The following is a 24,482-nucleotide window of genomic DNA, read 5'->3' on the forward strand; positions in this document are numbered from 1 at the left end:
AGGAAGGTGCCGATGCATGTAGCTGCGAAGCTGGCGAAACCCGGTGCAGGTGCCGGAGGACTGGCCGAGCTCGCGGAAGCGGGCAGCTTACGCGCCCAATCGCAAGATGTGAATTAATTCACTCGATCCAATCAAGGAGAGGGTATGCCTGAAACTCCCTTCCGAGCCGTCGATCCTGCACAGCCCGCAGTCATCGTCGAACCCAGTGGTGATGTCATCACCTACGAGGACCTAGAAACACGATCGAACCAGGTCGCGCATCTGTTCCGCGATCGCGGACTGCAGGCGGGAAGCTGTGTGGCTGTCCTGGTGGAGAATCGTGCGGAATACTTCGAGCTCGTATGGGGTGCACAGCGCGCCGGGTTGTATTACGTCGGTGTCAACACACACCTCACCGAGGCCGAGGCCGCCTACATCCTGCGGGACAGCGGCGCCCAGCTGGTCATCGCATCCGACACGCTGGCTCCGCTCGCGGATGCGATTCTCGCCGATCCGGCGCTCGCACCGCGTGGGCGCCTGATGCTCGGTTCCGCCCGCGCGGGCTGGGAGAGCTACGAGCAGCAACGATCACTTCGGCCGCGTACACCGATTCCGGACGAGTCCGAGGGAGATTTTTTGCTGTATTCGTCCGGCACGACGGGCCGACCGAAAGGGATCCAGCGTCCGCTCTCAGGCGGACCGGTGGGCAGTCATCCCGATGTGCCGGGACGGTGGCTGCGTGAGCTACTCGACTTCGCACCAGGCGATGTCTATCTCTCCCCCGCCCCGCTGTACCACGCCGCCCCTCTCGCGTGGACCATGAGCGCGCACCGCAGCGGGGGAACCGTTGTGCTCCTCCACCACTTCGATCCCGAACTCGCGCTCGACGCGATCGCCCGTCATCAAGTCACTCACAGTCAGTGGGTCCCGACCATGTTCGTACGAATGCTGAAGTTGCCTGCTCAGGTCCGCGACGAATACGACCTGTCGAGTCTGCGCCACGCCGTTCACGCCGCCGCCCCATGCCCTGTCGACATCAAGCGAGCGATGATCGACTGGTGGGGTCCGATTCTGTTCGAGTTCTACTCCAGCACCGAGGGGGTAGGAGCTACGACCATCACCTCACAAGAATGGCTGCGCAAACCCGGGTCGGTCGGCAAGCCGATACACGGACGGCCGTATGTGACCGATGACGAAGGCACGGAACTTGCGGTCGGCGAAATCGGCACGGTCTGGTTCGCCGACAGCGGCGAGTTCACGTATCGCGGCGACCCGGGTAAGACCGCGGCGGCTCAGGACAGCCGAGGGGGAGTGTCGGTGGGAGACACCGGTTTTCTAGATCAAGACGGCTATCTCTATCTCACCGACCGGCGGACCCACCTCATCATCTCGGGCGGAGTCAACATCTATCCTCGGGAAATCGAGGACGTCCTGCTCATGCACCCTGCGGTCGCCGATGTCGGGGTCGTCGGCGTGCCCGATGCCGAGATGGGCGAGCGCGTCATCGCTGCGGTTCAGCTGCAAGCTCCGGCGACCGCCGGACCGGATCTCGCCGCCGAGCTGATCTCCTTCGCCCGGACCAAGTTGGCCGGATTCAAGGTGCCCCGCGATATCAGGTTCCCGGCGCATTTGCCGCGCACCCCCACCGGCAAGATGCGCAAGCACGAGTTGAAGCAGCTACTCATGAACTCCTGAGAATCACACCCGGCCCGACTTTGGCACCCCAGCGCATCGAGGTCGCGTAGAGCGGGGCGGTGCTCATCGACTCCGCGCCGCCGCGAGAACACCAACAGGCCAGCACCGATACGGGCCTACCCTGCCACGTAATGCACCCCTGCGGGCCCGATCCGGGGCCGGCCGTCGATCTGTAAACGGTGACAGTGACAGGCGGTCCAGCATCCAGAGCCGCCACTATGCCGACGCGGGAGCATCCATCGAGGGGTAGCAATGGCCGAGCGGCACGTCGTCCACGGCTTCCGGCGCAATGCCGGTCCGATCGATGATCGCCTGGATCACCGTCACCGCCAGCTCGTGCGCAGGCACGAAGTGCACCGCCGAACCCGTCGACGGGCATGCGCGGTGGTTCGCGGATCACGGCGTCACGCACCGTCAGCCCTCGTTTCTATTCGTTCATGTATCAACAACGAAGATGAAGATGAAGATGGAGACGGCGGACGCACATGGGGCCGGGCACACGATACAAGGGCAGGGAACGGCTCTACAGCTCGAATCTACGCAGACCGTTCTCTACCGAGGTTTCCGCGATAACCGGAGCCATTGGTAATTTATTGCGCTATATCCCTGGGTTGAGGGGATCGCGATCGTCGCCGTGTTCGGCCATCCATACGGCGACCTGGACCCGGGACGAGAAGCCGAGTTTGCTGAGGAGATTGACTACATGCCCTTCTACCGTCCGCGGGGAGATCACGAGCTTCGATGCGATGTCGCGATTGCTGGCTCCGCGTGACAGCAGGTCGGCAATCTCCCACTCCCTGGGTGTCAGCCGCACATCCTTGACTCCCGATATTCGAGTGGATGGCGGCGCAGTTTCGCGCAGTGCGAACGCGATACCTTCGGTGACCGGTGCACGAACCCCCGTCTCGAATTCTCGCTTGAATGCCCGTTCCCCCAGGCCGAGCATCGCCAGGTCTCGGCACCTCTGGTGGTGGTCCACCGACTGAGGGTCAAGCAGCGCATCGGTCGCGCGCCACAGTGCGTCAGCGCAACCGAGCAACCTCGCGGCTCGCGAGTGCTCGTTTCGTTCTTCTGCAATCCAGGCAAGGGTTTCCACGCATCGGGCGATGCCGACCGAGTTGCGGAACGCGCGCTGCAGTCGCAAACTTTCGGCCGCCAGCTCAGCTGCCTCGTCGGTCTCACGGTCGTGCCAGCGGAGATTGGCCAGTTGCCACAATGCCTGGGCTCGGTGCCAGTACTCTCCATGGTGTTCACATACGGCGACGGCTTCACGACACATTCGGATACCGGCCGGCCCATTGCCGAGATGGTGGACCGCCTTCCCCTTGTTCATCAATAACAGCGCGCACGCAAGCGGGTCGTCACCCACTATCGATCCCAGTGCACGATCGAACAATTCGACCGCCTCGCCGAAGGCCCCGAGCGACATTCGCAGCACACCGAGAAAGATGGTGGCCATGGTCTCCTCATGTCGAGCACCAATGACCGTTGCCGTTTGCTGTGCTCGGCGAAGGAATCCCTCGGCCATCTCGAAATCACCTTGGAGTTCGGCGCATTCACCGGCGAGCCACAGCAGGATCGCACGTTCGACACAGTCCTCGTCGACGACGCTGAGAACGCGGCCGATCCAGTGCCTGCCCTCTCCGAGCCGGCCCGTGAGCAAGGCCTCCCCACCGAGACCACTGGCTATCGCCGCGGTCGAACGGGTATCCATCGGTTCTGCGAGGCAGAAGTCGATCGCGGCCCGGAGATTGTCGCGTTCGCTCCGAACCCAGGCCATCGTCTCGTGCTGCCCCGGTCCGAACCAGAGCGGATAGTGTGAGGTCAGCCGGTTGCGAAAATAGTCACGATGGCGCCGACGGAGGCGAACCTCTTCCTCACCCCCGGCGAGGTGTTCCCGACCAAAGGCCCGGATGGTGCCGAGCATGCTGTAGCGCACCTCGGACGACTGGCGGACGGTGGTCACAATCGACCGATCCACGAGCCGTGCCAGAAGGTCCAGGATGTCCTCTTGCGCGACAATGGTTCCCGAGCACACCGCCTCGGCTGCCGGAGCACTGAAGGTTCCCGAGAAGACCGTGAGCCGGGTCCACAGTTCCCGTTCCTCGCGCGTACACAGGTCATAGCTCCAAGCAATCAACGAATGCAGGCTGCGCTGCCGGGGAGCAGCCAGCGCACTACCTGTGCGCAATAGCTCGAACCGCCGATCGAATCGGTCCAGTATCTGCTGCGGCGACAAATGCCGGATCCGCGCTGCCGCAAGTTCGAGGGCGAGCGGCAACCCGTCGAGCTGACGGCACAACTCGGCCACAGCCGAGGCATTCTCCGCAGTGAGCGCGAATCCGGGCTCGACTGCAGCGGCGCGATCGAGAAACAGGCGTACCGCATCCGAGCGCTTCAGTTCGTCGAGGTCCGCGTCGCGCCCCTCGACGGGTACTCGCAGCGGTCGGAGGGCACGCAGATGCTCACCTCGGACCTCCAGTGGTCGTCGGCTCGTGGCCAGGATCTTCATGCGCGGGCCCGACCGCAGCAGAGCGTCCGCCAGTTTCGCAGTAGCCTCGATCAAATGCTCGCAGTTGTCGAGGATGAGTACCATCGAGCGATCCGCCAATTGCTGCCCGAGCTGCCACGGGCCCCAGCTCGATGATTTCGTAGACAGCTCGAGTACCGACGCTACCGTGGGCGCGAGCAGCTCGGGGTCCTGCAGCAGTGCGACGTCGACGAACCACACGCCTTGCGGAAAGGCGCGCTGGAAATCCGCCGCCACTTGCAGTGCAAGTCGCGTCTTGCCCACTCCCCCCGGACCGACCAGGGTGACCAGGCGCGAGGTCTCCATCGCGTGCCGGATATCCGCGAGTTCCTGATGTCGCCCGACGAACTCATCCATTCGCGCCGGCAAATTGCCGACCGAACTCTTACGCGCGGACGACACCACCCAGAAGCCTCCTCATCGAAGCCGGTTCAGTCATGGATGGATACGGAAGCAACCATCACTGTGACCCTAACCTCTCGATTCGAGAGAAGCTATCGCGATAACGTCCATGACCGCTCGGATTCCGCAGGCGGCCGCGACGGTCCGATCACTCTGATCCCGAATTGCGGTACGCATGATCCACAGTCGGCGTCCACGCCGTACGAGCGACGAGCGCAGTGTCAAACTCCCGTCGGGTGGAGCCGGCCGGAGACAGTCGATACCCACCCGTATCGTCCGGAAACTGGCTCCGTCTGGTAGTTGAACCGACTCCTGAGCCCGGTGGGCCATGCCGAGAACATCGCACTGGACTGTTCGGCGGGTGTTCAGCATAAGCGGGACCGAGCTACACCCGCACGGAGTCGGAGTCGGAGTCGGAGTCGAGCGGTATCAATCGCACAGTGGGAGGAGCCGACAACAACGACCGGGTGCATTCGGTGCCCGGCGGCTCGCGGGGTCGAGCGATACCACACCCAGTGTATGGGCCACGACGACTCCGGTGTCATCACGAAACGTTGTCGCCCTGCCGGTGCCCGAACCCGTTGCGGCCCCGAGGGATTCAGCCTGGAGATCGCGGTGTGGTTGTTGCCCTGCACCCCTCCTCACCGTCCACGCCATACCGGTGCCCGCCCATGCGCGACTCAGCACGTAGCGGACTTCATCCGACTCGCTGCCGTTCGGAGACCTCGACGGCACTCACCGGCACGATGCGGCCGGTTGCCCGCCGCAACAGCGCCCGCCCTGCGAGTGCGGTCATCGCGGCAGCCAATAGACAGCTCGCGGTGAACAACCATCCCGCGGAATACCCGAACCGGGCGGCGAGCAGCCCGAAGATCGCGGGTCCGGCAATCGAACCGATGTAGGACCCGGTATTGACGATGCCCGTCGCCGCTCCTGGCGCCCGTGCGTTCTCCCGTACCACAACGAGCAGTAACAGGCCGGGCCAACCGAGGCCGAGCGCGAACGCGACCGGCGCTGCGATAAGGTACCCAGCTCCAGACACGAGGCCGAGCATCAGGAATGCGACGGCGCCGACCACCTGAAATCCACACAGGATGACGAGTAGGTCGCCCCGGATCCTGTCGGCCCAGTATCCCAAGACAAGCCGGGCGGTGATGGCGACAGCGCTGGATGCCGCCAACACCGCCCCAGCCCCTCCCTCATCGGATCCGGCCGCCACCAGCGAAACCACCAGGAAGGTCGTCGAGGTGACAACGGCCACACTGCCAAAGCCGAAGCACACCGCCAGCACTACCAAGACGGAGGTCGAGCCCTGAGCCCGGCTCCGCCCGGTCGAAGTCGCGGCCGCCATGGCGGTGCCGCCCGAGCGCCATGGCAAACAGACTCCCACCGCAACTGCAGACGCCCCTACGACGAGCCACACCGCACGCCACCCCGTGCCCGCGGCGGCGACCGGTGCCGCGAAGCCTGCGAGAAGGGCTGCGGTGGGCACCGCGGCCTGCTTGACACCGAATGCCAGCCCTTGACGCTTTCCGGAAACGGTCCGCGCGACCCAGATGTCGACAGCGGGCTGGACAGCAGCCAGTGCGACACCGTTGAGGCAGAACAGCGCGCCGAACACGAATGGGTTCCGAACAAACCAACCGATCGATATCGAGGTGGCCGCGACCGTCAGCACCGCAGCGCGCATCCCGCCGGTGGCACCGAATCGCTCGACCCATCGGCCGGCCACGGCAGAAGCGGACGCCGCAGCGGCGAATCGAGCGCCCATCAGCCACCCCAGAGCCGACGGTGTATAGCCGAGTTCGGGGCCCATAGAGATCGCCAACGTTCCGGTCAGGTAGCTCGGCATGATGACGACCACGAGTGAAACCACCCCGGCCGCAAGGCGGACCGCACCGCGGGAACGGGAAGCGGCGGCAGCCGCGACTGCGTTCATAGAGTGCTACTAGTTAGCTCAATTTGCCGTGTCGGCCGTAATACGCTCGGACTTGTCGCTGAACTGGACGATGTTGGTCTCATATAGTTAACTAATATAAGTGACTGGCAGTACTCCTCGCAATCGAGACCATCGAGTGGAAGCGGTTACCGAGCTGGTCGAATGCTCGGTCGGCGCCCGGTTCTCCGAAACCGCACGCCGACGCGGCGATGCCACAGCATTGCTCTGGGAACGGGACGGAGAGCTACACCGTCTGGATTTCGCCACCATGCTCGATCTCGTCGAGTCGACCGCCGCCCGTCTGCAACGATTGGCCGGCACCGGGGACCGGGTGGCGCTCTGGTCAGGCAACTCCGTCGATTGGATCCTGGCCGAGTACGGCGCAGCTTTGGCGGGCATGGTGCTGGTACCGATGAATCCGGCACTTACCGGGGCTGAAGCGGCACACATCGTGACCGACGCCGGCACCCGGGTGATTCTCGTCGGCCCGGCATGGCGCGGACGCAACCTACTCGCGTCAGCCAGGGCGCTCGACATGACGCCAGGCACGACCGTGTTGCCCATCGAGGCGGTCACGCGGGGGGACCGTATCGCGCCGACCGTGCTACCCGATGTATCGCCCGAGGCCGTGCTGCGGATCCAGTACACCTCCGGGACGACGGGACCCCCGAAGGGGGCAGTGCTCACCCACCTTATCGGTGCCAATGCTGGTCCGTTGTCACACCTGTCACTCGGACTCGACGAGGATGACATCGTTTGCTCCCCTCTCCCGTTTCATCACGTGGGCGGTTCGATCTGCACCAGTTCTGCCGCTCTGTTACGCGGGTCCGCCTTCGTGATGCCGGAGGGTTTCGATGCCGACGCCACCCTCGCCCTGATTCGCCGTGCGGGAGTCACCTACTTCGGCGGCGTACCAACGATGTTCGTATCGATGCTGGAGGTCTGTGGCGACTCGCCCGATCTCCCCTGCCTGAAGTGGATGATGCTCGGCGGTTCAGACGTTGCGCCAGAACTGATCGCCCAGACGGAGCAGACGTTCGGGGTCGAGATCCTCAACGGGTACGGACAGTCCGAAGCACCTTCAGCACTTCAGACGAACGCAGGCGACCCCGCGTGGGTCAAGGCCGGAACCATCGGCCGAGTCAACCCGTTCCGCGACATCCGGATCACCGAGGTCGGTAGCCGAAAGCCCCTGGCGCCCGGTGAGACTGGGGAACTGTGCTTGCGGGGCAGACTCACCATGACCAGGTACTGGCACGAAGACGAAACACAACGCTCGGCCGCGGTGGACGAGGAAGGTTGGCTGCACACCGGCGACCTCGCGGATATGGACGCCGACGGCGTCGTCACGTTGCGCGGCCGACTCCGCGACCTGATCATCCGGGGTGGAGAGAACATATATCCCGCCGAAGTAGAGGCGGTTCTCGTGCAGCACCCGATGGTCGCCGAGGCCGCGGTCATCGCCGCGCCGGATCAGAAGTGGGGAGAGGTGCCGGTCGCATTCATCCGACCGGTAGCCGGCCCGCCGGATCCTGTGGAGCTCGAGAATTTCGCTCACGAGCGCCTGGCCGGGTTCAAGGTGCCTCGGTCATGGCACATGGTCGACGAGTTTCCACTGACGCCGTCAGGAAAAGTGCAGAAAGTGCGGCTCACCTCATTGCTCGAGAAGCACGGCTGAGATATCTCGTCGCCGAGCCCGCGATTCTCCACACACGCAGCCGCATGCGGTTCGCCCTGATACACCCCGCTTGGCTCAACATACATGCATGTCGCATAATTATAGAACTGATTTTTCTGTTACATTGAGCGTAACCTCAGGAGGTCCCATGCAGCGCGTCGCAATCGGTGATGTCATCCGCGAGCACCGTCGCAGCTTCCCGGACAAGACGGCGATCGTCGATGGTGATCTCCGGCTGACCTGGCCGGAGTTCGACGATCGGGTGAACCGGCTTGCGCACGCCCTCGCGGACCGGGGCGTGGCGACCGGCCACCGCGTCCTGTGGCTGGGCCAGACCTCCGCGCGGGTGTTCGAACTGCTCGGCGCCTGCGCGAAACTCGGCGCAATGGTGTGCCCGGTGAACTGGCGAATGTCACCACACGAGATGGCATTCGTGATCGATGACTTCTCACCGACCGTAGTGGTATGGCAGGACGAGGAGATCGGCGCGACCGTTCGCGCGGCACGGGGGATTACCGACGGCGGCGCGACGTGGTGGCAGCATGACGTTCCGGGCGCGGACAGCATCGACACTGTTCTCGCCGCCCAGCCGGTGGCTGATGTGTGGAGCACGGTCGACGCCGACCTGCCGTTGCTGGTTATCTACACCGCCGCGATCGACGGGCGCCCCAACGGCTCGATGATCACCCAACACAATCTCGTCTGTATGGGAGCCGAATCCTCGTACCTCAACTCCACCACGAGCAGCTCGGTATTCCTCAACTCCGGACCGCTGTTTCACATCGGCAACTTCCAGTGGGAGGCAATGGCGGCATTCGTCCAGGGGGCGACGAATGTGTTTGTCCGCCGTGCCGACGCGAACGAACTGCTCGACATCGTGTCCCGCGAGAAGGTCACCGCCGCGTTCCTCATGCCGCCGACGATCCTTCAGATGAAGGAAAATTTCGATCCGGCACGCCACGATCTGACAAGCCTGAAGGCCGGCACCAACGGCGCCATCTGGGGTGACGGGCTGGTCAGTACCGAGCAGGCGCTCTGGGAGAAGCTGCCGGGCGGCTTCGGCCAGACCGAAGTCACCGGGTTGGCGATCCTCAACGCCCACGGCGGGCAGGGCGCGGGCAATGCCGGTCGGCCCGGTCCGTTCGCACGCGTCCGGATTGTCGATGAAGATTGGAACGAGCGGGGAGTCGGCGAGATCGGCGAGATCGCGATCGGCGGCGAGATCGTGCACGCCGGCTACTGGAACCGTCCCGAAACCAACGCGCGCCGTATGCGCGACGGCTGGTGGCGCACTACGGATCTGGGACGGCGTGAAGCGGACGGCAGCATCGAGTTCGTCGGCACCAGCACTCGGATGATCAAATCCGCCGCCGAGAACATCTTTCCCAAAGAGGTCGAGGTCTGTCTGGAAGCTCATCCGGCCGTGCGTGAAGCCGCCCTGATCGGCGTCCCCGATGAGCGCTTCGTGCAATCGGTGGTGGCCGTCGTCGCGGTGAAGTCGGGTTCCACGGTGACCGAGGACGAACTGATCACGCACTGCAAACAACGCATCGCCTCGTACAAGAAGCCCAAATCCGTCGTTTTCGTGAACGAAATCCCGCGGGACGGCGATCGCAAGGATTACGCGGCGCTGGACCAGAAGTACGGCGGCGGCGGATATCCCGGCGGGGATGTCACACGTGCGTAGCCGAGATGCCGCACTGTCCACACCGAGCCCCCTGGTGCGGCCGATCAACCCGATCACGGATCGGATGCAGACCATCGGCTGGTGACAATCCCGGCCCGACAGAACGGAGGATCGCCGTGGCGACCGACCTTACCGACTTCACTCGCGAGGCACGGAAATTCCTCGACGCCCATGCCCGGCGGCGCAGCACCGAGGAATTCCACTGGGGGAAGGGCAGCGATCGAGTCAACTATTTCAGCACCCTTCCGGCCGAGGAAGAGGCAGCGGCGGTCGAGACTGCTCGAGGCTGGCAGCGCACGCGGTACGAGAACGGCTTCGGCTGGATCACCGGTCCCGTCGCGTTCGGCGGGCGCGGCCTGGGCCAGGTCCACAGCCTGGCGTACGACGCGCTCGAGGTCGAGTACGACGTGCCCGACACCGGTGTACTGGATGTCATCGGGCTCGGCATGATCGGGCCCACCATCCTTGCTCACGGCACGGTGGAACAGCGTGAGCGCTACCTGCGGCCGATGTATTCCGGGGAGATCATCGCCTGCCAACTGTTCAGCGAACCGGCCGCTGGATCCGATCTGGCGGGCGTCACCACTCGCGCAGTTCGCGACGGCGACGACTGGGTGATCAACGGGCAGAAGGTATGGACCTCGGTTGCCCAGCATGCCCAGGTGGGTGAACTGCTGTGCCGCACCGACCCGGACGCACCCAAACACCGTGGCATCACTGCCTTCCTACTGGATCTCGACACCCCAGGCGTGGAGATCCGCCCGCTCCGTCAGATGACGGGCGGCGCCGAATTCAACGAGGTCTTCCTGACCGACGTCAGAATTCCCGACACGCAGCGACTCGGCGCCGTCGGTGAGGGCTGGAAGGTTGCCCTCACCACACTGATGAATGAACGGGCGACAGTCGGCGGAGAAAGTGGCGGCGCGGCGGCCGCAGCGCTCACCGCCGAGCGGCTCACCGCGCTGTTACAAAGCGTCTCACGGAGTGACGACACGGCACTGCGTCGGGATCTCGCATCGCTGCTCGCGAGCTTGTACGCGGCCAAATCGCTCAACGAACGTGCTGCCCGCAATCTCCGCGCGGGTAGCGCGCCGGGCCCCGAGGGATCGATCTCCAAACTCGCACTCGCTCGAAACCTGATCCGCGGATCGCAGTTCGCCGCCGATGCCCTCGGGCCCAGGATCATCGCCGACACCGGCGAGTGGGGCACCTTCGCGTGGACGGATCTGCTGCTCGGCGCACCGGCACTGCGAATCCTCGGCGGCACCGAAGAAATCATGAAGAACATCCTGGCCGAGCGAGTGCTGGGCCTGCCGAAGGAGGGCGCCCGATGACTGTTGACGCAACGAACGACTACGCCGGCGCCAACACCGCAGGGGCCGACGAACTTGCCGACCTGCGCGCCATGGTGCGCGATTTCCTCGCCGACAACTCCGGGGAGGAAGCGGTCCGTAAGATCGCGGAGGATCCTGACAGGCTCGGTTACGACCCTCAGGTGTGGTCCCGGATGGCCGATCAGCTCGGTCTGCTGCAACTTGCCATCCCCGACCGCTTCGGCGGCGACGGCTTCGGCTTCCCGGAACTGCGCGTGGTCCTGGAGGAGATGGGCGCCGCCTTGCTGTGCTCACCGTTCGTCTCCTCCGTCGTGTTCGCAGCGCAGTCGCTGCTCCTCTCGGGCGACGAAGAGGCGTGTGCCCGCTATCTTCCCGGGATCGGAGGTGGCACCACGATCGCGACACTCGCGCTTGCCGAGGAGGCAGGTATATGGGATCCCGACTCTTGTGGCACCACCGCGATGCCCGACGTCGGAGGACGCTGGCGAATCAGTGGAACCAAGTCGTTCGTCCCCCACGCTCGCGCAGCGAATCTTCTCCTGGTGGCAGCGCAAGCGCCCGAGGGGCCCAGTCTGTATGCCGTTGAGCGGGGCGCCGCCGGGCTGACGGTTCGTGGCCTCGAAACTCTGGACGGCACCCGGCCGCTCGGCGAGGTGCTCATGGTGGACACGCCCGCGGTCCTCATCGGAACTGCGGGCACGGCCGCCGAAAGCCTCAGGCGCGTCGTCGATCTCGGCGGGCTTGCGCTGGCCGCCGAGCAGGTCGGCGGTATGCGCCGATGCCTGGACATGTCGGTGACCTACGCCAAGGAACGAATCCAATTCGGCCGGCCGATCGGCTCGTTCCAGGCGATCAAACACAAACTCGCCGACATGCTCGTGCGGGCGGAATTGGCGGACGCGGCCACCGAGGCGGCGTGCGCTGCGGTCGCCGCGGACTGGGAGGATTCCTCATCGGCGGCGGTCGCGGCCTATATCACCGCCTCGGAAGCATTCGGACATATCGCCGCGGAGACGATCCAGGTCCACGGCGGTATCGGCTTCACCTGGGAACACCCGGCGCATCTATACTTCCGTCGCGCCCGTGCCGCGCAGAACCTTCTCGGTGGTCCGACCGCGACGCACCACAGGCTTCTCGAGCGGATGGGGGTCTGAAATATGCATACCGCTGCAGAAGCCGGCGAGTCGGAACCCGGTGCTGTGTTCGAGGCGTACCCGAGGATTCGGCTCGACCAGGTGAACACCCCCTACTATGCCGGGCTGCTCGAACACCGACTGCTCGCAGGTCACTGTGAGGAATGCGGAGTTTGGCACACGCCGCTGCGCTCGCGCTGCCCGTCCTGCTGGTCAGCCACCGTCGCGCCAAAGGAGGTGAGCGGGCACGGCCACATTCATGTGCTCACCCTGCTCCATCAGGGACCGCCGGGCGTTCCGTACTCACCGCCGTGGCCACTGGCCGCGATCGAACTCGCCGAGCAACCCGGACTGCGCGTTGCGGCAACGCTGGTGGACACACCGATCGAGCACCAGCGGATCGGTCAAGCGGTCGAGCTGGCATGGATCGAACGCGACGGTGCGCCGTGGCCCGCTTTCCGGGCGGTGGTGCAATGACCACGCTCAAGGACACGGTCGCAATCAGCGGAATCGGCCGCTCACCGTACGCGCGCGATCGGGATACGACCGAACTGGCGATGGTCACCGATGCCGTTGTTGAGGCAATCCGGGACTCCGGGCTGCCTCGGGAGGCGATCGACGGTGTCGTCGGCGGCGGCGTCATCACGGGTGGTGTCGATCCGGCGACTGTGGTCTCGGCCCTAGGGCTGCCGCAGGTCACATTTTGGGCCCCCTGTCGACCGCCGATCGTGAACGGGCTGATGAGCGCCGTACACGCGGTGGCGGCGGGCACTTGCCGAGCAGTGGTGGTCTACCACTCGATGTACCGGCTCTCACCCGCCCCATTCCGTGCGCGCGCAGCGCTGGGACTCCCCGATGGCCGCGCGGCGACCGGCGATGGGCACACCGATGCCGAACCATGGGGAATGTTCGGGTCCACCGGCTATGCCGCGTGGGCGGCCCGGTATCTCGCCGAATTCGGCCGCACCCGTGAAGACCTGTCCTTGATCCCGCTCAACAACCGCCGCAATGCCGCGGACAATCCCGGCGCGGTTATGCGCACCCCGATGAGCCGCGAGGACTATTTGTCCGCGCGGATGATCCGGGAGCCGCTCTGCCTCTACGACATGGACGTCCCGATCGACGGTGCGGACGCCTTCGTTCTCACCTCAGCGGAGGTGGCGGCGGACCTGCCGACCGTCCCGGTACTGGTGCACGCGCTGGCAATGGGAATGACCGCGCACCCCGAGGAACATCTGACAGCCGACCTGCGGAAGACCGGACAGCAGGTGACCGCGGCGGCCCTGCGTGCGCGCAGCGATCTGTGGATCGACGATGTGGACGTCTTCCTCCCCTACGACGGCTTCTCGATCATCACCCTGCGAGCCTTCGAGTCCTACGGATTCTGCGCGGACGGCGAGGCGGGTGATTTTCTCCGGGAGAACTGGGACAGAAAACAAGGTCGAATTTTGCTGCGCGGGCGGGTACCGGTGAATCCGCACGGCGGCAGTCTGTCCGAGGGCGGTTCCCAAGGCTCAGGGCACGTTCGAGAGGCCGTCGTGCAGTTGCGTGGCGACGCTGGAAGCAGGCAAGTCGACGGAGCGGCCTCGGCCCTGCTCACTCCCGGCGGCTTCTTCTTCAACGCACAGGCAGCCGTGCTGCGCCGCGAGGCGCCGCTGACCGTATGAGGCGCTGACGAACATCACGGTGCCAAAGAGATGAGCGGCTAGAATTAGTTATATCTATCAACCCAACGCGTCACTACGTGCCATAGCAGCGACCAGGATCGGGAGATCCATGATCCGTCAGCTGGCAAACATCCGAGCGGAGCAGTGGTATCCCGAGTAGCACTGTGCCGCAGCGTAATCCGAGATAGCTCGCCAGTCTTCCACTCGTAAGGACAATATTCGCTACTCACTGGATGGCGGGTGCTGTAGCGCACCTGCAGGAAGGCATATCGACAATGGGACGTCTGGACGGCAGGGTCGCATTCATCACGGGCGCCGCCCGCGGCCAGGGACGCGCACACTGCGTCCGGCTGGCCGAAGAAGGCGCCGACATCATCGCGCTCGATATCGCGGGACCGCTCCCAGGAGGCCATCCCCGACCCGCAACACCCGAGCAACTCGAAGAAACTCGGCACCTCGTCGAGAGAACGGGGCGCCGGATCGTTGTCGGACGTGCCGACGTTCGCGATTATCCAGCCGTGCAGAAGGTGGTCGACGAGGGTGTCGCACGCTTTGGACGACTCGACGTCGTCGTTGCCAACGCGGGCACGATGTCCGGCGGGCGCATGTGGGAGCTCACGGAGGAACAATGGAACATTTGCATCGACGTCAACCTCAATGGCGTATGGAAGACGGTGAAAGCATCTGTGCCACACATGATCTCGTGTGGTAACGGCGGTTCGATCATCATCACCAGCTCAGCAGCCGGCTACCGCGGATATCCGCAGTCCGGCGGATACGGCGCGGCCAAGCACGGTGTCGTCGGCCTGTGCCGGACATTGGCGGTCGAGGTCGCCCGCCACAACATCCGGGTCAATACGATTCACCCGAACGGGGTCCGCACCGACATGGGTCGGGCGCCCGACCCGGAACGGCTCCGCGCAAGCGGTGTCGACGACCACGAAATCTGGCTGTTCAACCAGGTCACCGCCACCGCCCTGCCGGATGGGATGCAAGAACCTGAGGACGTCGCCGACACGGTTGTCTACCTTGCCGGCGACGAGGGGCGGTTCATCACTGGTGCGGCCCTGCAGATCGGCGCCGGCAACCAGCTGATGTAGTGAGGCCCGATCCTTTCCAGTCACAGGGCAAACCGCAGCTCAAAAGCAGTTCGGGTTCGATCTTCCCGTTGATCCCAGCACGAAGCCCCTGGTTGACGCGCGGGCGGTTTCTACACCGATACGTTGCGGATGCTGGATGAACGGCGAAACAACCCGTCCGCCAACCGGACTCGCATTATCAACCAGCCCCACGCCTTACTGCGGCAACTCCTCGCCCGCGACGCCCGACCAGGCCCGACCGCCGACACCGCCGCCGCGGTGCTACACGGATTCCCGGCACGAACGCTATCGGGCCGGGTCCGTCATGAAGGGCCTAGGCTCGACTGCAGTTACCCTATTGCCCGGTTTGCGTGCTGGTATTGCTCGTCGGTGACGGGTTCGAGCCAGGTGGTGCCATCACCGGTGTCGGTGCCTTCGAGCATGGCGATGTGGCTCATCATGCAGTCGATGCCGGCGCCGTGCCAGTGTTCTTCGCCGGGTGGGGTCCACACGGTGTCGCCGGAGGTGAGGCGGATGACGGTGCCGTCGCGGTTGACCACGAGCCCGGAACCGTCGGTGCAGTGCAGGGTTTGACCGAGGGCGTGGGAGTGCCAGTGGGTGCGGGCACCAGGGGTGAAGCGCACGATGCTGGCAACCAGCCGGGACGGCTCGGCGAGTTTTTTGATGGGGTTGATGTAGACATCACCGGTGAAGAGGGTCTCGGGGCCCTTGGCGGTGGAGGCGGGGGCGGTCAGTTCCATGTACGACTCTCCTTGTCGAGTTCGATCGCAGCACTACGGTTTGATTCAGTTCGGCTGCTCGTGGGTGGTCTTCTCGGTGGCTTGGTGTTCGGTGGCGGCCCAGGTGGCCAGCAGGGCGAGGGCGTCGGCCGATGGTGTGGCGGGCTCGGCGGTGTAGGCGGTCAGGACCAGGCCGGGCGCGGCGACGAGTTCCATCGAGTCGTAGGCCAGTTCGATATAGCCAACGACTGGATGGTGGAAGGTCTTGACCCCGCCGCGGTGGATGCGAACGTCGTGGGCGGCCCAGCGGGTGCGGAAGGATTCGCTGTGGGTGGCCAACTCGCCGACCAGCGCGGTGAGATCCGGATCGTCAGGGTTGCGGCCAGCTTCGGCACGCAGCAATGCGACCGCAACCGCCAGGGCGCCATCGAAGTCGGGGTAGTAGTCCCCGGCGCGGGGGTCGAGGAAGTCGAAGCGCGCGATGTTGCCGCGGTGGTCGGGGTTGTCGAGCACGGGGGCGTAGAGGGCGCGGCCGAGCTGGTTGCTCGCGAGGATGTCCAGGCGGCCGTTGCGCACGAACGCGGCAGTGCCGGTCATCGAATCGAGGACACGTTGCACGCTGGCCGGGATCTGAGCTTTGGCGCGGCGGCGGGGCGTGCGGGCGGGTTTGGCGGTGCGGGCGAGGTTGAACAGGTGCTCGCGTTCGGCATCGGTGAGCTGCAACGCGCGGGCAACGGCATCCAGGACGTCGTCGGACACCCCGCTGATGTGGCCCTTTTCCAGGCGTATATACCAGTCGGTGCTGACTCCGGCCAGAACCGCGACTTCCTCGCGCCGCAGCCCGGGCACACGGCGACGACCTCCAGCGGGCAACCCGACCTGCTCTGGGGTGAGCTTGGCCCGGCGGGTTGCCAGGAAGTCTCTGATCTCAGCTCGGTTATCCACGACCTCAACCGTACGGGGAGTACGGCGTTATGGGAGGTCGAGTTACTACCCCCCATAACGCGACCTGTCACCGAGGCGTGAGCCGGGGTTTCCTGGAGCCGTGAACGTTTCCCCTCTCCGTGCCCGCCCGAGGACAGCCTCGGAGCCGAACACCGTGGCCGGTCCCGGATCCGCTGATCGCCATGCCGGTTCGGCGCTGGCAGCCGCAGTGCTCGGGTTCTTCGTCGTCACCCTGGACGCGGTTGTGGTGAACGTGACGCTGCCCTCGATCCGCACTGATCTGGGCGGAGGTCTGGTCGGGCTGCAGTGGGTTGTCGACGGCTACACGCTAATGTTTGCCACATTGCTGCTGACGGCAGGATCGTGGAGCGACCGCGCCGGTGCACGGCGTTCGTTCGGGACCGGCCTGGTGGTATTTGTCCTGGCCTCGGTCGGGTGTGGTCTCGCCCCGAGCTTGCCGCTGCTGGTGGCTGCCCGCTTCGCGCAAGGAGCGGCGGCCGCAGCGATCATGCCCGCCTCGATGTCGCTCATCCGCCAAGCATTCCCCGATCCTTCGGCGCGATCGCGGGCAGTCGCGCTGTGGGCGATGGGCGGGGCGGTGGCCTCCTCGGCGGGCCCGGTGATGGGCGGCGTGCTCACCATGGTCGATTGGCGGCTGATCTTTTTCCTGAATCTGCCTGTCGGTGCGGTGGCGTTGTGGCTCACCGCCCGCACCCAGCCCAGCCCGCGACGGGCTGTCTCGTTCGATCCGATCGGACAGGCCACCGGCGTGGTGGCAATGGCGGCGCTGACCTTCGCAACGATCCAGGCCGGTTCCACCGGATTCGGTTCGGCGACGGTAATCGTAGCGTTCGCGCTGGCCGCCGTCGCGGCGGTCGGCTTCGTCCTCTCCCACCACCGGGTGGCGAATCCAATGCTGCCGCAGGGGTTGTTCGCCTCCCGGACGGTCGTGATTACCGTGATCACCGGGTTCGCCTTCATGGTCGGCTACTACGGGCTGCCATTCGTGATCAGCCTGTTCCTGCAACAGCACCGCGGGCTCACCGCGTTGCAAACCGGACTGGTGTTCGTTCCCATGATGGTCATCGGCGCCGTATTGACTCCGTTCTCGGCCAGATTCCCCCGCAAACCGATCATCATCGCCGGTCTGACACTGATGGCCCTCGGTCTAGCCGCCATCGGCCTGGCTCCGGCATCGATCCCGGTGTGGGTGCTGGCAGGGTTGATGATGCTGGTTGGGCTCGGCGGGCCGAGCGTGGCGCCACCGGCGACAGCGGCCCTCCTCGATTCCGTGCCCGCGCATCAGGCCGGGGTAGCGGCCGGAGTGTTCAACACCAGCCGCCAGGTCGGCGGCGCCCTGGCGGTAGCCGTGTTCGGCGGACTGCTCGCGCACCCCGACAGCTTCGTCCGCGGCGTGCACACCAGCCTGCTCATCGCCGCGGTGGTCTTGGCCGCCACCACGGTCCTGGCCCTGTTCCTGCCCTCGACCAAGGAGAATGCATGACCGAAACCAGATGGACGACAGGAGATCTCGACCACTGGGGCGGCACCGAAGAAATCCGGATCAGTACCCGCCGTAGCGACGGGACGCTGCGAGCGTTCGTCCCGATCTGGATCGTCGCCGCTGGTGGCAACCTGTACGTGCGCTCCTACCGGGGCACCGACGGCGCCTGGTACCGACACGCCCTCGAGCAACCCGACGGCCGCATTCGCACCGATGGCATCGATCGGGACGTCCATTTCGTCCAACCCAGCCCCAGCGTGCGCGCGGCAATCGATACCGCCTACCGCACCAAATACCCCCGCTACGGCGACAGGTACCTGCGCCCGATGCTCGCCGACGCAGCGGTCACCGCAACCCTGCAGCTCGACCCACAGCCCGAAACCCTTTCCCTACCAACCGATTAGGAAGCAGCAATGACTCGAGAGCAGAACACCGGCTGGACCGGCGGGCAGCGCGCGTTCGGCGACTTCGCGCCCGGCCTGGTCCATTACACCGACAAGGTCCTGTTCGACGAGGTGTGGGAACGCGAGGGCCTGTCCAAGCGTGATCGCAGCCTCATCACCGTCGCGGCGCTCACCGCGATGGGCAAGACCGATCAGCTCACCTTCCACCTCGACTTCGCCCGCCGCAACGGCGTCACCGAAACCGAGCTGAAAGAAGCGATCACCCAACTGGCCTTCTACACCGGCTGGCCCAACGGTATGAGCGCGATGACCGTCGCCAAGCAAGTCTTCGGCGACTGACACCGAAGAATTCTTCGACCAAAAGGAGGCAAGTCACGGTGAATCCGATATACGACTTCACCGGAAGCGTCGCATTCGTCACCGGCGCCGGTTCAGGCATGGGTTTGGCGACAGCGCGTGCCTTCGCCGAGGCCGGCGCCGCGGTGACCTTGGCCGACATCAATGCAGAGGAATTGCAGGCCGCCGAGCGTGAGCTGTCCGACACCGGTCACCGCGTGCTGGCGGTGCGCTGCGACGTCGCTGACGAGGACCAGATCGCCGACGCAGTCACGAAAACCGTGCAGACGTTCGGCAGTCTCGACCTGGCCTACAACAACGCAGGCATCCAATCCCCGACGACCGATGCCGCCGACGAGCCTGCAGAGGTCTTCGACCGCGTCAACGCGATCAACCTGCGCGGCATCTGGGCCAGCATGAAACACGAACTCGCCCAGATGCGTGTGCAGGGTTCGGGCACTATCGTCAACTGCTCGTCACTGGGCGGACTGGTCGGACTGCCTGGTCGGGCCGCCTATCACGCGTCCAAACACGGCGTGATCGGACTGACTCGCAGCGCCGCATTGGAATACGCCCCCCGCGGTATCCGCATCAACGCGATCTGTCCGGGCACAATCGAGACACCGATGGTCACCCAGATGATCGAATCCGGCGACCTGGACCGCGACCAGGCCACCGCCGACCAACCGATCGCCCGGCTCGGGCGTCCCGAAGAGATGGCCGCCGCCGTCCTGTGGCTGTGCAGCCCTGGGGCCAGCTTCGTCGTCGGTGTTGCACTGCCCGTGGACGGCGGCTACACCGCCCGCTGACCAGCTCACGGCGGGCGTGCACCGAGCCGCTCTCCCAACCCTCACAGCTCACGACCTCACCTGAAGGAGCACAACATCATGTACGGCGCTGTCCTGCACGCACCCGGCGACGTCCGGTACGAAGACCGCGACGACCCGGCGCTCGAACAACCTACCGATGCGATCATTCGCATGTCCGCCACCTGCGTATGTGGGTCGGACCTATGGGACTACCGCGGCATCAACCCTGTGGAACGGCCGACTCCGATGGGGCATGAGTACGTCGGCGTCGTCGAGGAAGTCGGCTCCGAAGTTACCGGCATCACACCCGGCCAGACTGTCATCGGATCGTTCTTCGCCTCCGACAACACCTGCGAGATCTGCCGGGCGGGCTACCAAACCAGCTGCGTACACCGTGAATACGTCGGCGCGAACGGCGCCCAAGCCCAATACCTGCGTGTCCCGCTCGCCGACGGCACCCTGGTCGCCACGCCGGAAACCCCCGACCCCGCGATGCTGCCCAGCCTGCTGGCGGCCTCCGACGTGCTCGGCACAGGATGGTTCGGCGCGGTCGCCGCGGACGTCACACCCGGCAAAACCATCGCGGTGGTCGGTGACGGCGCGGTCGGGCTGCTCGCGGTCATGGCCGCCCGTCAACTCGGCGCGGAACGCATCATCATCTTCTCCCGCCACGAGGCCCGCCAGAAACTCGCACTCGAGTTCGGCGCCACCGATATCGTCACCGAACGTGGCGACGACGGTGTCGAACAGATCAAGGAACTAACCAGCGGGCTCGGCGCGCACTCGGTGATCGAAGCCGTCGGCACCCAGGAATCGATGATGCAAGCCATCCGCTCCACCCGCGCCGGCGGCCATATCGGCTACGTCGGTGTCGCACACGGGGTTTCGCTCCCCGGCTCGGAGCTGTTCTACAGCCACACCCACCTCCACGGCGGACCCGCACCCGTACGCCGATTCCTGCCCGACCTCATCGACCGCATCACCCGCGGCGAGATCGACCCCGGCAAAGTCTTCGACCTCACCCTCCCTCTCGACCAAGCGGCCGAGGGCTACGCCGCCATGGACCAACGACGCGCCATCAAAACCCTTCTCCAGCCCTGACAACCACCCAGCCGTCGAGCCAAGCGTGGTGCCGAAGACCCGTCCGGTTGGTGACGCCCCTCGAAAGTTCCCTGGTCAGACAAGGAAGCAGACCGCCCGACGAGGCGATACCGGCTTCAGACCGCACCGTCGGTAAACCCGGTGAAGCCGTAGCGCTCGTTGGCCCCGGCGATAACGAGGTTCACTGTGCCGTAGCCGACCTCACCGGTGTTGGTGGTGAACCGGCACACGTTTTCGATGGTCGAATTGAACAGCGCCTCCGGAGGAATCTCGGCCATGACCCACTTGGGTGTCTCCACACTCAGTTCGCCGAGGTACATGCCGTGTCGCCACGACACCAGCCCGGGCTGCGGCACCGCCTCGCCGCCGTAGCCGGTGCCGAGGCTGAGCACGAAGGGTAGCAGTGGCTCGACCACGATCCGACTGACTTTTCCGGCCGAATCCGGAAAGGTCAGGGTACCCCCGGACAGCTGCCGGGTCCCGGGCACGAAGGTCCAGGCGTGCTCGCCCTGGCCCAGGTCCTCGTCAGGAACAGACGGGTCCGTATAGACAGCGACCGTGCCCCCGTAGCTCCGCACGCCGCGGATGTCCTCCTGTGCGCTGAACAGGATGGTGCGATCGGCGAGCCGAATAGCAGCCGAACTCCAATAGCCGCCCAATGGTGGGACGGAACTGTCGATGCCGCCGCTCTCGGGCTCGCCGAGCGGGCGAACGCCCCAGGAGTGGTCCCGCATGCCCAGATAGGTCTGCGGGTCTACCTCGTAGGTGTGCCCGTCGACCACGAGCGTGCCTTCCCACGTGCCGGTCTGGGTGAACCGGCACATATCCATGATCGTCCGGCTGCCTCGCTCCAGCGTGTGCCGGGGCTCCAGATGCGCCGGTATCGTGCTGTTCCACACGAGGTCGGCAGCAATATCTCCGCTGCTCGGCTCGCAGACCACGCGCAGTCGGCGCAGGCCTTCGATGACCTCGATGCGCAGCGGTCCGACCTCCATCCGCGCGCGGTCCGCATCGAGGGTCCGGCTGGCCCGGGTGACGTAGTGGGTTCCGTCTGCGAGCACGGCGATGTATCCGTCGACCACGCCGCGGTTGGGGTACACGCCGAATCCCATGGCGAGGAACGGGCCCGAGCTGCTGGGGGTGTGCACATTGAAGTAGTAACGGTCGTAGTAGTTGCGGTCGGTTGTGCCCGGCCGCCGGAGCGGCTCGAGCGTCTGGTGCACTGGATAGTCGTCGAACGGCGACAGCATGCCGCTTTTCCCTTCAGGAAGTAGTGGACAAATCAAGACGTCGCGCGAGGCCATCCGCGACGTCGCTGAGACAGCCGAACTCGCCCGGGCCCGGCACAGGGCGACCGTCGGCACGGCGCATCTGGTCGCCGCGCATCATGACCGATGCAAGCCGGAACCAGCCGAAAATCTCATACCAGGTAAGCTCGGACAGTTCGATTCCCGTAGTTTCCTGCCACAGATCGAGAGTTTCCTCCCTCGTGCCGAAGCCGTCGAGGCGGGTCAGACCAAGGCCCGCAGTGAGCATCTCGTCGAACATGAGCCAGTAGGCGAGGTCCACGAGTGGGCCGCCCAGCGAGAGCAGTTCCCAGTCCAGCACTGCGGTACAGCGGCCGCCATCGAACAGCAGGTTCCCGATTCGCGCATCGCCCCACGACAGGCCTGTGATCGGCGCCTGCGGGAAATGGGCTACCAGCCACTCGTAGACCTGCTCGAGCACAGGGTTGTTCACCGGAGTGCTCGCCCAGTCCAGCGCGTCCCGCCAGTACTGCAGGCTTTGGCGCAGGCCGCCATCCCCGCGAGCGGGGTCGTCGAGGAAGTCGAAAAGTCCGGCCGGAACGGCGGCGAGCGCGCCGAGAGCTTCGACGCCGCTGCGCCAGACACGGTGCCGCTGCTCGGGGGTGGCGTCGTGCAACCAGCCTTCCTGGCTGTATGGCGGGAAATCCGCAGGCGCCCGGCCCGGGACGTGACTCATCACCCAGAACGGCGCACCGAACAAGGAGGTGTCGGCCTCGTAACCCAGCATCTTGGGTACCGGGATGTCCGTGTTCCGGCCCAAGGTGTCGAGTACCTGGTACTGCTCGGCGAAGCGGGGTTCGAGGACGAGCTGCATGGTGGTCGGCGCGATGCGGAGGACCAAGTCCACCGGCTCGGCTCCCTGCGCCGAGGTCAGGGCCCGCACGAGCAAGGTTTCGTTCGACGCTCCCGAGCCCTTCGGACGGCGCAGCGCGACAACCTCCACCCGGGAACCTCGAGGATCGCGCGCAGTCAGCCAGTCGGATAGAACGGCCGTCACGGTGGCGTCGTCCCGCAGCTGTGGGACTGTCGTGACCGAGGGTTCCGACATCGCATGTCTCCTTTTCATCCAGCGCCGTGTGACGCATGTCGGCCAGTAAGATCGCGCGTTTGCGCTCTGAGCCGACGAGATCCGGGGCGTCATACGTCCCAGGAGTAGGAGGGGTCGGCGGTTCCACGGGTTCCGCGGAGGCCGGTATCAGGAATCTGGAAGGGGAACCCCTCAGGCGCCGGGCGCCTGGGCTCCACGCGTTCCCAGTCGTAGGCGACCCGCCGTGCATCGACCCGCCAGCCCAGCGCCCCATCGCGTCGCAACGTATCGAGATATCTCCCGCCGAGGAACCAGTCGTACTCCTGGCCGCCGTGGCCAACCCGCTGGCACGCCACGAAGTACGACTCGCTCCGCGCCGTATCCCCGTCGATCTCGACGTATTCATTGCAAATATTGTGCTGGGTGGCGATGAAAGCCTGCTCGAGCGTCGCCAGGAACGACGGGTTCGCCTCCGCCACCGGAATCGCATCGCCGGTATGATTGTCCGTCGCCCCCGCGTGGAAGCCGTATTCCAGGACCTCGGCATCACATCGATCTACACCGCGGCAGTACCTCATCACGGCGTCGTGGATGTGCTGCCGGTCGTAAAGTTCGGCGATCATCGTGCTTTCCGGTGGCCTACTCGACCGCCGTGGAATTCCGAACCGCGTCATCATCCGCCTCACGTAGAACCGCGTGTCCGCTTCTTCGCGGATGCAGCAGTACCATACCCACTCGCACCTCATAGAGTTCAACTATTTGAATATATTTCCGCCTTCAGCATCACTTCGTGATGTTGTTGAGCAGCATGTGGTTTCGTGGTGGTTGAGGCTCTGGCTGCGTGGTCGGCTGAGCCGGAGGAGTTGTTCGCGTGGGTGGCGAGCCCGTTTCATCGTGCTGAGCCGCGGTTGCGAGCCCGGATCTGTGTGCGGGGGGCGCGGCGCCGCTGGCGGAGGAGAACGGCTGAACTCGCCGAAGGCGCGGGTAAATCCGACATACCGAGCGGGATCCCGCGGTTGCTGCACAAGGCGATGTGGGGTGCGGGCGGCGTGCGCGACGAGGTGCACCAGCTCGCACACTCCCCCGCACTCCCTCGCCGCCTGCAACTGGTGCCGAAGCCATCGAGCACCCGCACACCAGCTACACCATCAACGGAACCGACTATGAGACAACGAAATACAACCGT

22 protein-coding genes are annotated in these 24,482 nt (G+C 65.2%); 13 read left to right on the forward strand and 9 right to left on the reverse strand.

Annotated elements, in window-relative coordinates:
* Positions 1 to 144 precede the first annotated feature (144 nt).
* Positions 145 to 1,674: an AMP-binding protein gene (locus K7711_RS40930; protein ID WP_222977397.1), complete on the forward strand. Its 1,530-nt coding sequence runs from the start codon at positions 145 to 147 to the stop codon at positions 1,672 to 1,674.
* Positions 1,675 to 1,890: 216 nt separating this feature from the next.
* Here K7711_RS40930 and K7711_RS48715 read toward each other — a convergent pair whose 3' ends face one another.
* The 4 genes from K7711_RS48715 to K7711_RS40945 form a co-directional block, all read right to left on the reverse strand.
* On the reverse strand, positions 1,891 to 2,022 hold the full coding sequence (locus K7711_RS48715) for a hypothetical protein (protein WP_268929714.1): 132 nt from the start codon (positions 2,020 to 2,022) through the stop codon (positions 1,891 to 1,893).
* Between the two features lie 250 nt (positions 2,023 to 2,272).
* Positions 2,273 to 4,609, reverse strand: a complete 2,337-nt coding sequence (locus K7711_RS40935) for an ATP-binding protein (RefSeq protein ID WP_222977399.1) — start codon at positions 4,607 to 4,609, stop codon at positions 2,273 to 2,275.
* A gap of 66 nt (positions 4,610 to 4,675) precedes the next feature.
* On the reverse strand, positions 4,676 to 4,978 hold the full coding sequence (locus tag K7711_RS49455; protein ID WP_372460242.1) for a PaaI family thioesterase: 303 nt from the start codon (positions 4,976 to 4,978) through the stop codon (positions 4,676 to 4,678).
* A 325-nt stretch (positions 4,979 to 5,303) separates the two neighbouring features.
* Positions 5,304 to 6,470 (reverse strand): MFS transporter, encoded by a 1,167-nt coding sequence (locus tag K7711_RS40945; protein WP_222977402.1) that lies wholly within the window; start codon positions 6,468 to 6,470, stop codon positions 5,304 to 5,306.
* A gap of 211 nt (positions 6,471 to 6,681) precedes the next feature.
* Between K7711_RS40945 and K7711_RS40950 the strand changes: the two genes are divergently transcribed.
* From K7711_RS40950 to K7711_RS40980, 7 genes are all read left to right on the forward strand, one after another.
* Positions 6,682 to 8,223 carry a class I adenylate-forming enzyme family protein gene (locus tag K7711_RS40950; protein WP_222977404.1) on the forward strand — a complete coding sequence of 514 codons (1,542 nt, stop codon included), beginning with the start codon at positions 6,682 to 6,684 and terminating at the stop codon, positions 8,221 to 8,223.
* 148 nt (positions 8,224 to 8,371) lie between these two features.
* A complete protein-coding gene (locus K7711_RS40955; RefSeq protein WP_222977406.1) occupies positions 8,372 to 9,910 on the forward strand; it encodes an AMP-binding protein in 1,539 nt (512 codons plus the stop codon).
* A gap of 116 nt (positions 9,911 to 10,026) precedes the next feature.
* A complete protein-coding gene (locus tag K7711_RS40960) occupies positions 10,027 to 11,244 on the forward strand; it encodes an acyl-CoA dehydrogenase family protein (RefSeq protein ID WP_308015180.1) in 1,218 nt (405 codons plus the stop codon).
* On the forward strand, positions 11,241 to 12,398 hold the full coding sequence (locus K7711_RS40965) for an acyl-CoA dehydrogenase family protein (RefSeq protein WP_222977411.1): 1,158 nt from the start codon (positions 11,241 to 11,243) through the stop codon (positions 12,396 to 12,398). Before K7711_RS40960 ends, K7711_RS40965 begins: the two co-directional genes overlap by 4 nt.
* An 81-nt stretch (positions 12,399 to 12,479) precedes the next feature.
* Positions 12,480 to 12,854 carry a Zn-ribbon domain-containing OB-fold protein gene (locus tag K7711_RS40970; protein ID WP_222977413.1) on the forward strand — a complete coding sequence of 125 codons (375 nt, stop codon included), beginning with the start codon at positions 12,480 to 12,482 and terminating at the stop codon, positions 12,852 to 12,854.
* Positions 12,851 to 14,044: a thiolase family protein gene (locus K7711_RS40975; protein WP_222977415.1), complete on the forward strand. Its 1,194-nt coding sequence runs from the start codon at positions 12,851 to 12,853 to the stop codon at positions 14,042 to 14,044. Before K7711_RS40970 ends, K7711_RS40975 begins: the two co-directional genes overlap by 4 nt.
* Before the next feature lie 275 nt (positions 14,045 to 14,319).
* Complete coding sequence (locus K7711_RS40980; protein ID WP_222977417.1) at positions 14,320 to 15,144, forward strand: mycofactocin-coupled SDR family oxidoreductase; 825 nt, start codon at positions 14,320 to 14,322, stop codon at positions 15,142 to 15,144.
* Positions 15,145 to 15,473: 329 nt separating this feature from the next.
* Here the strand turns inward: K7711_RS40980 and K7711_RS40985 are convergent, their stop codons facing one another.
* Together K7711_RS40985 and K7711_RS40990 are read right to left on the reverse strand one after the other, a co-directional pair.
* Entirely contained in the window at positions 15,474 to 15,884 is a 411-nt protein-coding gene (locus K7711_RS40985; protein WP_222977419.1) for a (R)-mandelonitrile lyase, read from the reverse strand.
* Positions 15,885 to 15,929: 45 nt separating this feature from the next.
* Entirely contained in the window at positions 15,930 to 16,808 is an 879-nt protein-coding gene (locus K7711_RS40990; RefSeq protein ID WP_222977421.1) for a helix-turn-helix transcriptional regulator, read from the reverse strand.
* Positions 16,809 to 16,962: 154 nt separating this feature from the next.
* On the opposite strand from K7711_RS40990, the gene K7711_RS40995 reads away from it, so the two are divergent.
* The 5 genes from K7711_RS40995 (at position 16,963) to K7711_RS41015 (ending at position 20,962) form a co-directional block, all read left to right on the forward strand.
* Complete coding sequence (locus K7711_RS40995; protein ID WP_222977423.1) at positions 16,963 to 18,312, forward strand: MFS transporter; 1,350 nt, start codon at positions 16,963 to 16,965, stop codon at positions 18,310 to 18,312.
* Positions 18,309 to 18,716 carry a DUF2255 family protein gene (locus K7711_RS41000; protein WP_222977431.1) on the forward strand — a complete coding sequence of 136 codons (408 nt, stop codon included), beginning with the start codon at positions 18,309 to 18,311 and terminating at the stop codon, positions 18,714 to 18,716. The genes K7711_RS40995 and K7711_RS41000 overlap by 4 nt, the downstream gene beginning before the upstream one ends.
* Before the next feature lie 9 nt (positions 18,717 to 18,725).
* Positions 18,726 to 19,055, forward strand: coding sequence for a carboxymuconolactone decarboxylase family protein (locus tag K7711_RS41005; protein WP_222977433.1), 330 nt, complete (start codon positions 18,726 to 18,728; stop codon positions 19,053 to 19,055).
* Between the two features lie 38 nt (positions 19,056 to 19,093).
* Complete coding sequence (locus K7711_RS41010) at positions 19,094 to 19,861, forward strand: SDR family NAD(P)-dependent oxidoreductase (RefSeq protein WP_222977438.1); 768 nt, start codon at positions 19,094 to 19,096, stop codon at positions 19,859 to 19,861.
* Between the two features lie 78 nt (positions 19,862 to 19,939).
* Positions 19,940 to 20,962, forward strand: a complete 1,023-nt coding sequence (locus tag K7711_RS41015) for a zinc-dependent alcohol dehydrogenase family protein (RefSeq protein WP_222977439.1) — start codon at positions 19,940 to 19,942, stop codon at positions 20,960 to 20,962.
* A 116-nt stretch (positions 20,963 to 21,078) separates the two neighbouring features.
* On the opposite strand, the gene K7711_RS41020 is transcribed toward K7711_RS41015, so the two are convergent.
* From K7711_RS41020 to K7711_RS41030, 3 genes are read right to left on the reverse strand one after another with little or no spacing between them, the layout of a single operon-like run.
* Complete coding sequence (locus K7711_RS41020) at positions 21,079 to 22,212, reverse strand: Rv3169 family protein (RefSeq protein WP_222977440.1); 1,134 nt, start codon at positions 22,210 to 22,212, stop codon at positions 21,079 to 21,081.
* Between the two features lie 13 nt (positions 22,213 to 22,225).
* The gene (locus tag K7711_RS41025) at positions 22,226 to 23,410 is read right to left on the reverse strand and encodes a phosphotransferase family protein (protein ID WP_222977447.1); all 1,185 of its coding nucleotides are present in this window, start codon (positions 23,408 to 23,410) and stop codon (positions 22,226 to 22,228) included.
* Complete coding sequence (locus tag K7711_RS41030) at positions 23,407 to 24,042, reverse strand: nuclear transport factor 2 family protein (RefSeq protein ID WP_235748594.1); 636 nt, start codon at positions 24,040 to 24,042, stop codon at positions 23,407 to 23,409. The genes K7711_RS41025 and K7711_RS41030 overlap by 4 nt, the downstream gene beginning before the upstream one ends.
* Positions 24,043 to 24,482: the final 440 nt, after the last annotated feature.

The organism is Nocardia coffeae (genome assembly GCF_019890715.1).
GTDB classification, from domain to species: domain Bacteria; phylum Actinomycetota; class Actinomycetes; order Mycobacteriales; family Mycobacteriaceae; genus Nocardia; species Nocardia jiangxiensis.

Bases quoted from the DNA above. Each gene is read 5' to 3' on its own strand.
- K7711_RS40930 (WP_222977397.1), top strand. From the start codon at position 145: ATGCCTGAAACTCCCTTCCGAGCCGTCGATCCTGCACAGCCCGCAGTC.
- K7711_RS49455 (WP_372460242.1), bottom strand. From the start codon at position 4,978: ATGCTGAACACCCGCCGAACAGTCCAGTGCGATGTTCTCGGCATGGCC.
- K7711_RS40955 (WP_222977406.1), top strand. From the start codon at position 8,372: ATGCAGCGCGTCGCAATCGGTGATGTCATCCGCGAGCACCGTCGCAGC.
- K7711_RS40965 (WP_222977411.1), top strand. From the start codon at position 11,241: ATGACTGTTGACGCAACGAACGACTACGCCGGCGCCAACACCGCAGGG.
- K7711_RS40975 (WP_222977415.1), top strand. From the start codon at position 12,851: ATGACCACGCTCAAGGACACGGTCGCAATCAGCGGAATCGGCCGCTCA.
- K7711_RS40980 (WP_222977417.1), top strand. From the start codon at position 14,320: ATGGGACGTCTGGACGGCAGGGTCGCATTCATCACGGGCGCCGCCCGC.
- K7711_RS40985 (WP_222977419.1), bottom strand. From the start codon at position 15,884: ATGGAACTGACCGCCCCCGCCTCCACCGCCAAGGGCCCCGAGACCCTC.
- K7711_RS41000 (WP_222977431.1), top strand. From the start codon at position 18,309: ATGACCGAAACCAGATGGACGACAGGAGATCTCGACCACTGGGGCGGC.
- K7711_RS41005 (WP_222977433.1), top strand. From the start codon at position 18,726: ATGACTCGAGAGCAGAACACCGGCTGGACCGGCGGGCAGCGCGCGTTC.
- K7711_RS41015 (WP_222977439.1), top strand. From the start codon at position 19,940: ATGTACGGCGCTGTCCTGCACGCACCCGGCGACGTCCGGTACGAAGAC.
- K7711_RS41020 (WP_222977440.1), bottom strand. From the start codon at position 22,212: ATGCTGTCGCCGTTCGACGACTATCCAGTGCACCAGACGCTCGAGCCG.
- K7711_RS41025 (WP_222977447.1), bottom strand. From the start codon at position 23,410: ATGACGCCCCGGATCTCGTCGGCTCAGAGCGCAAACGCGCGATCTTAC.
- K7711_RS41030 (WP_235748594.1), bottom strand. From the start codon at position 24,042: ATGAGGTGCGAGTGGGTATGGTACTGCTGCATCCGCGAAGAAGCGGAC.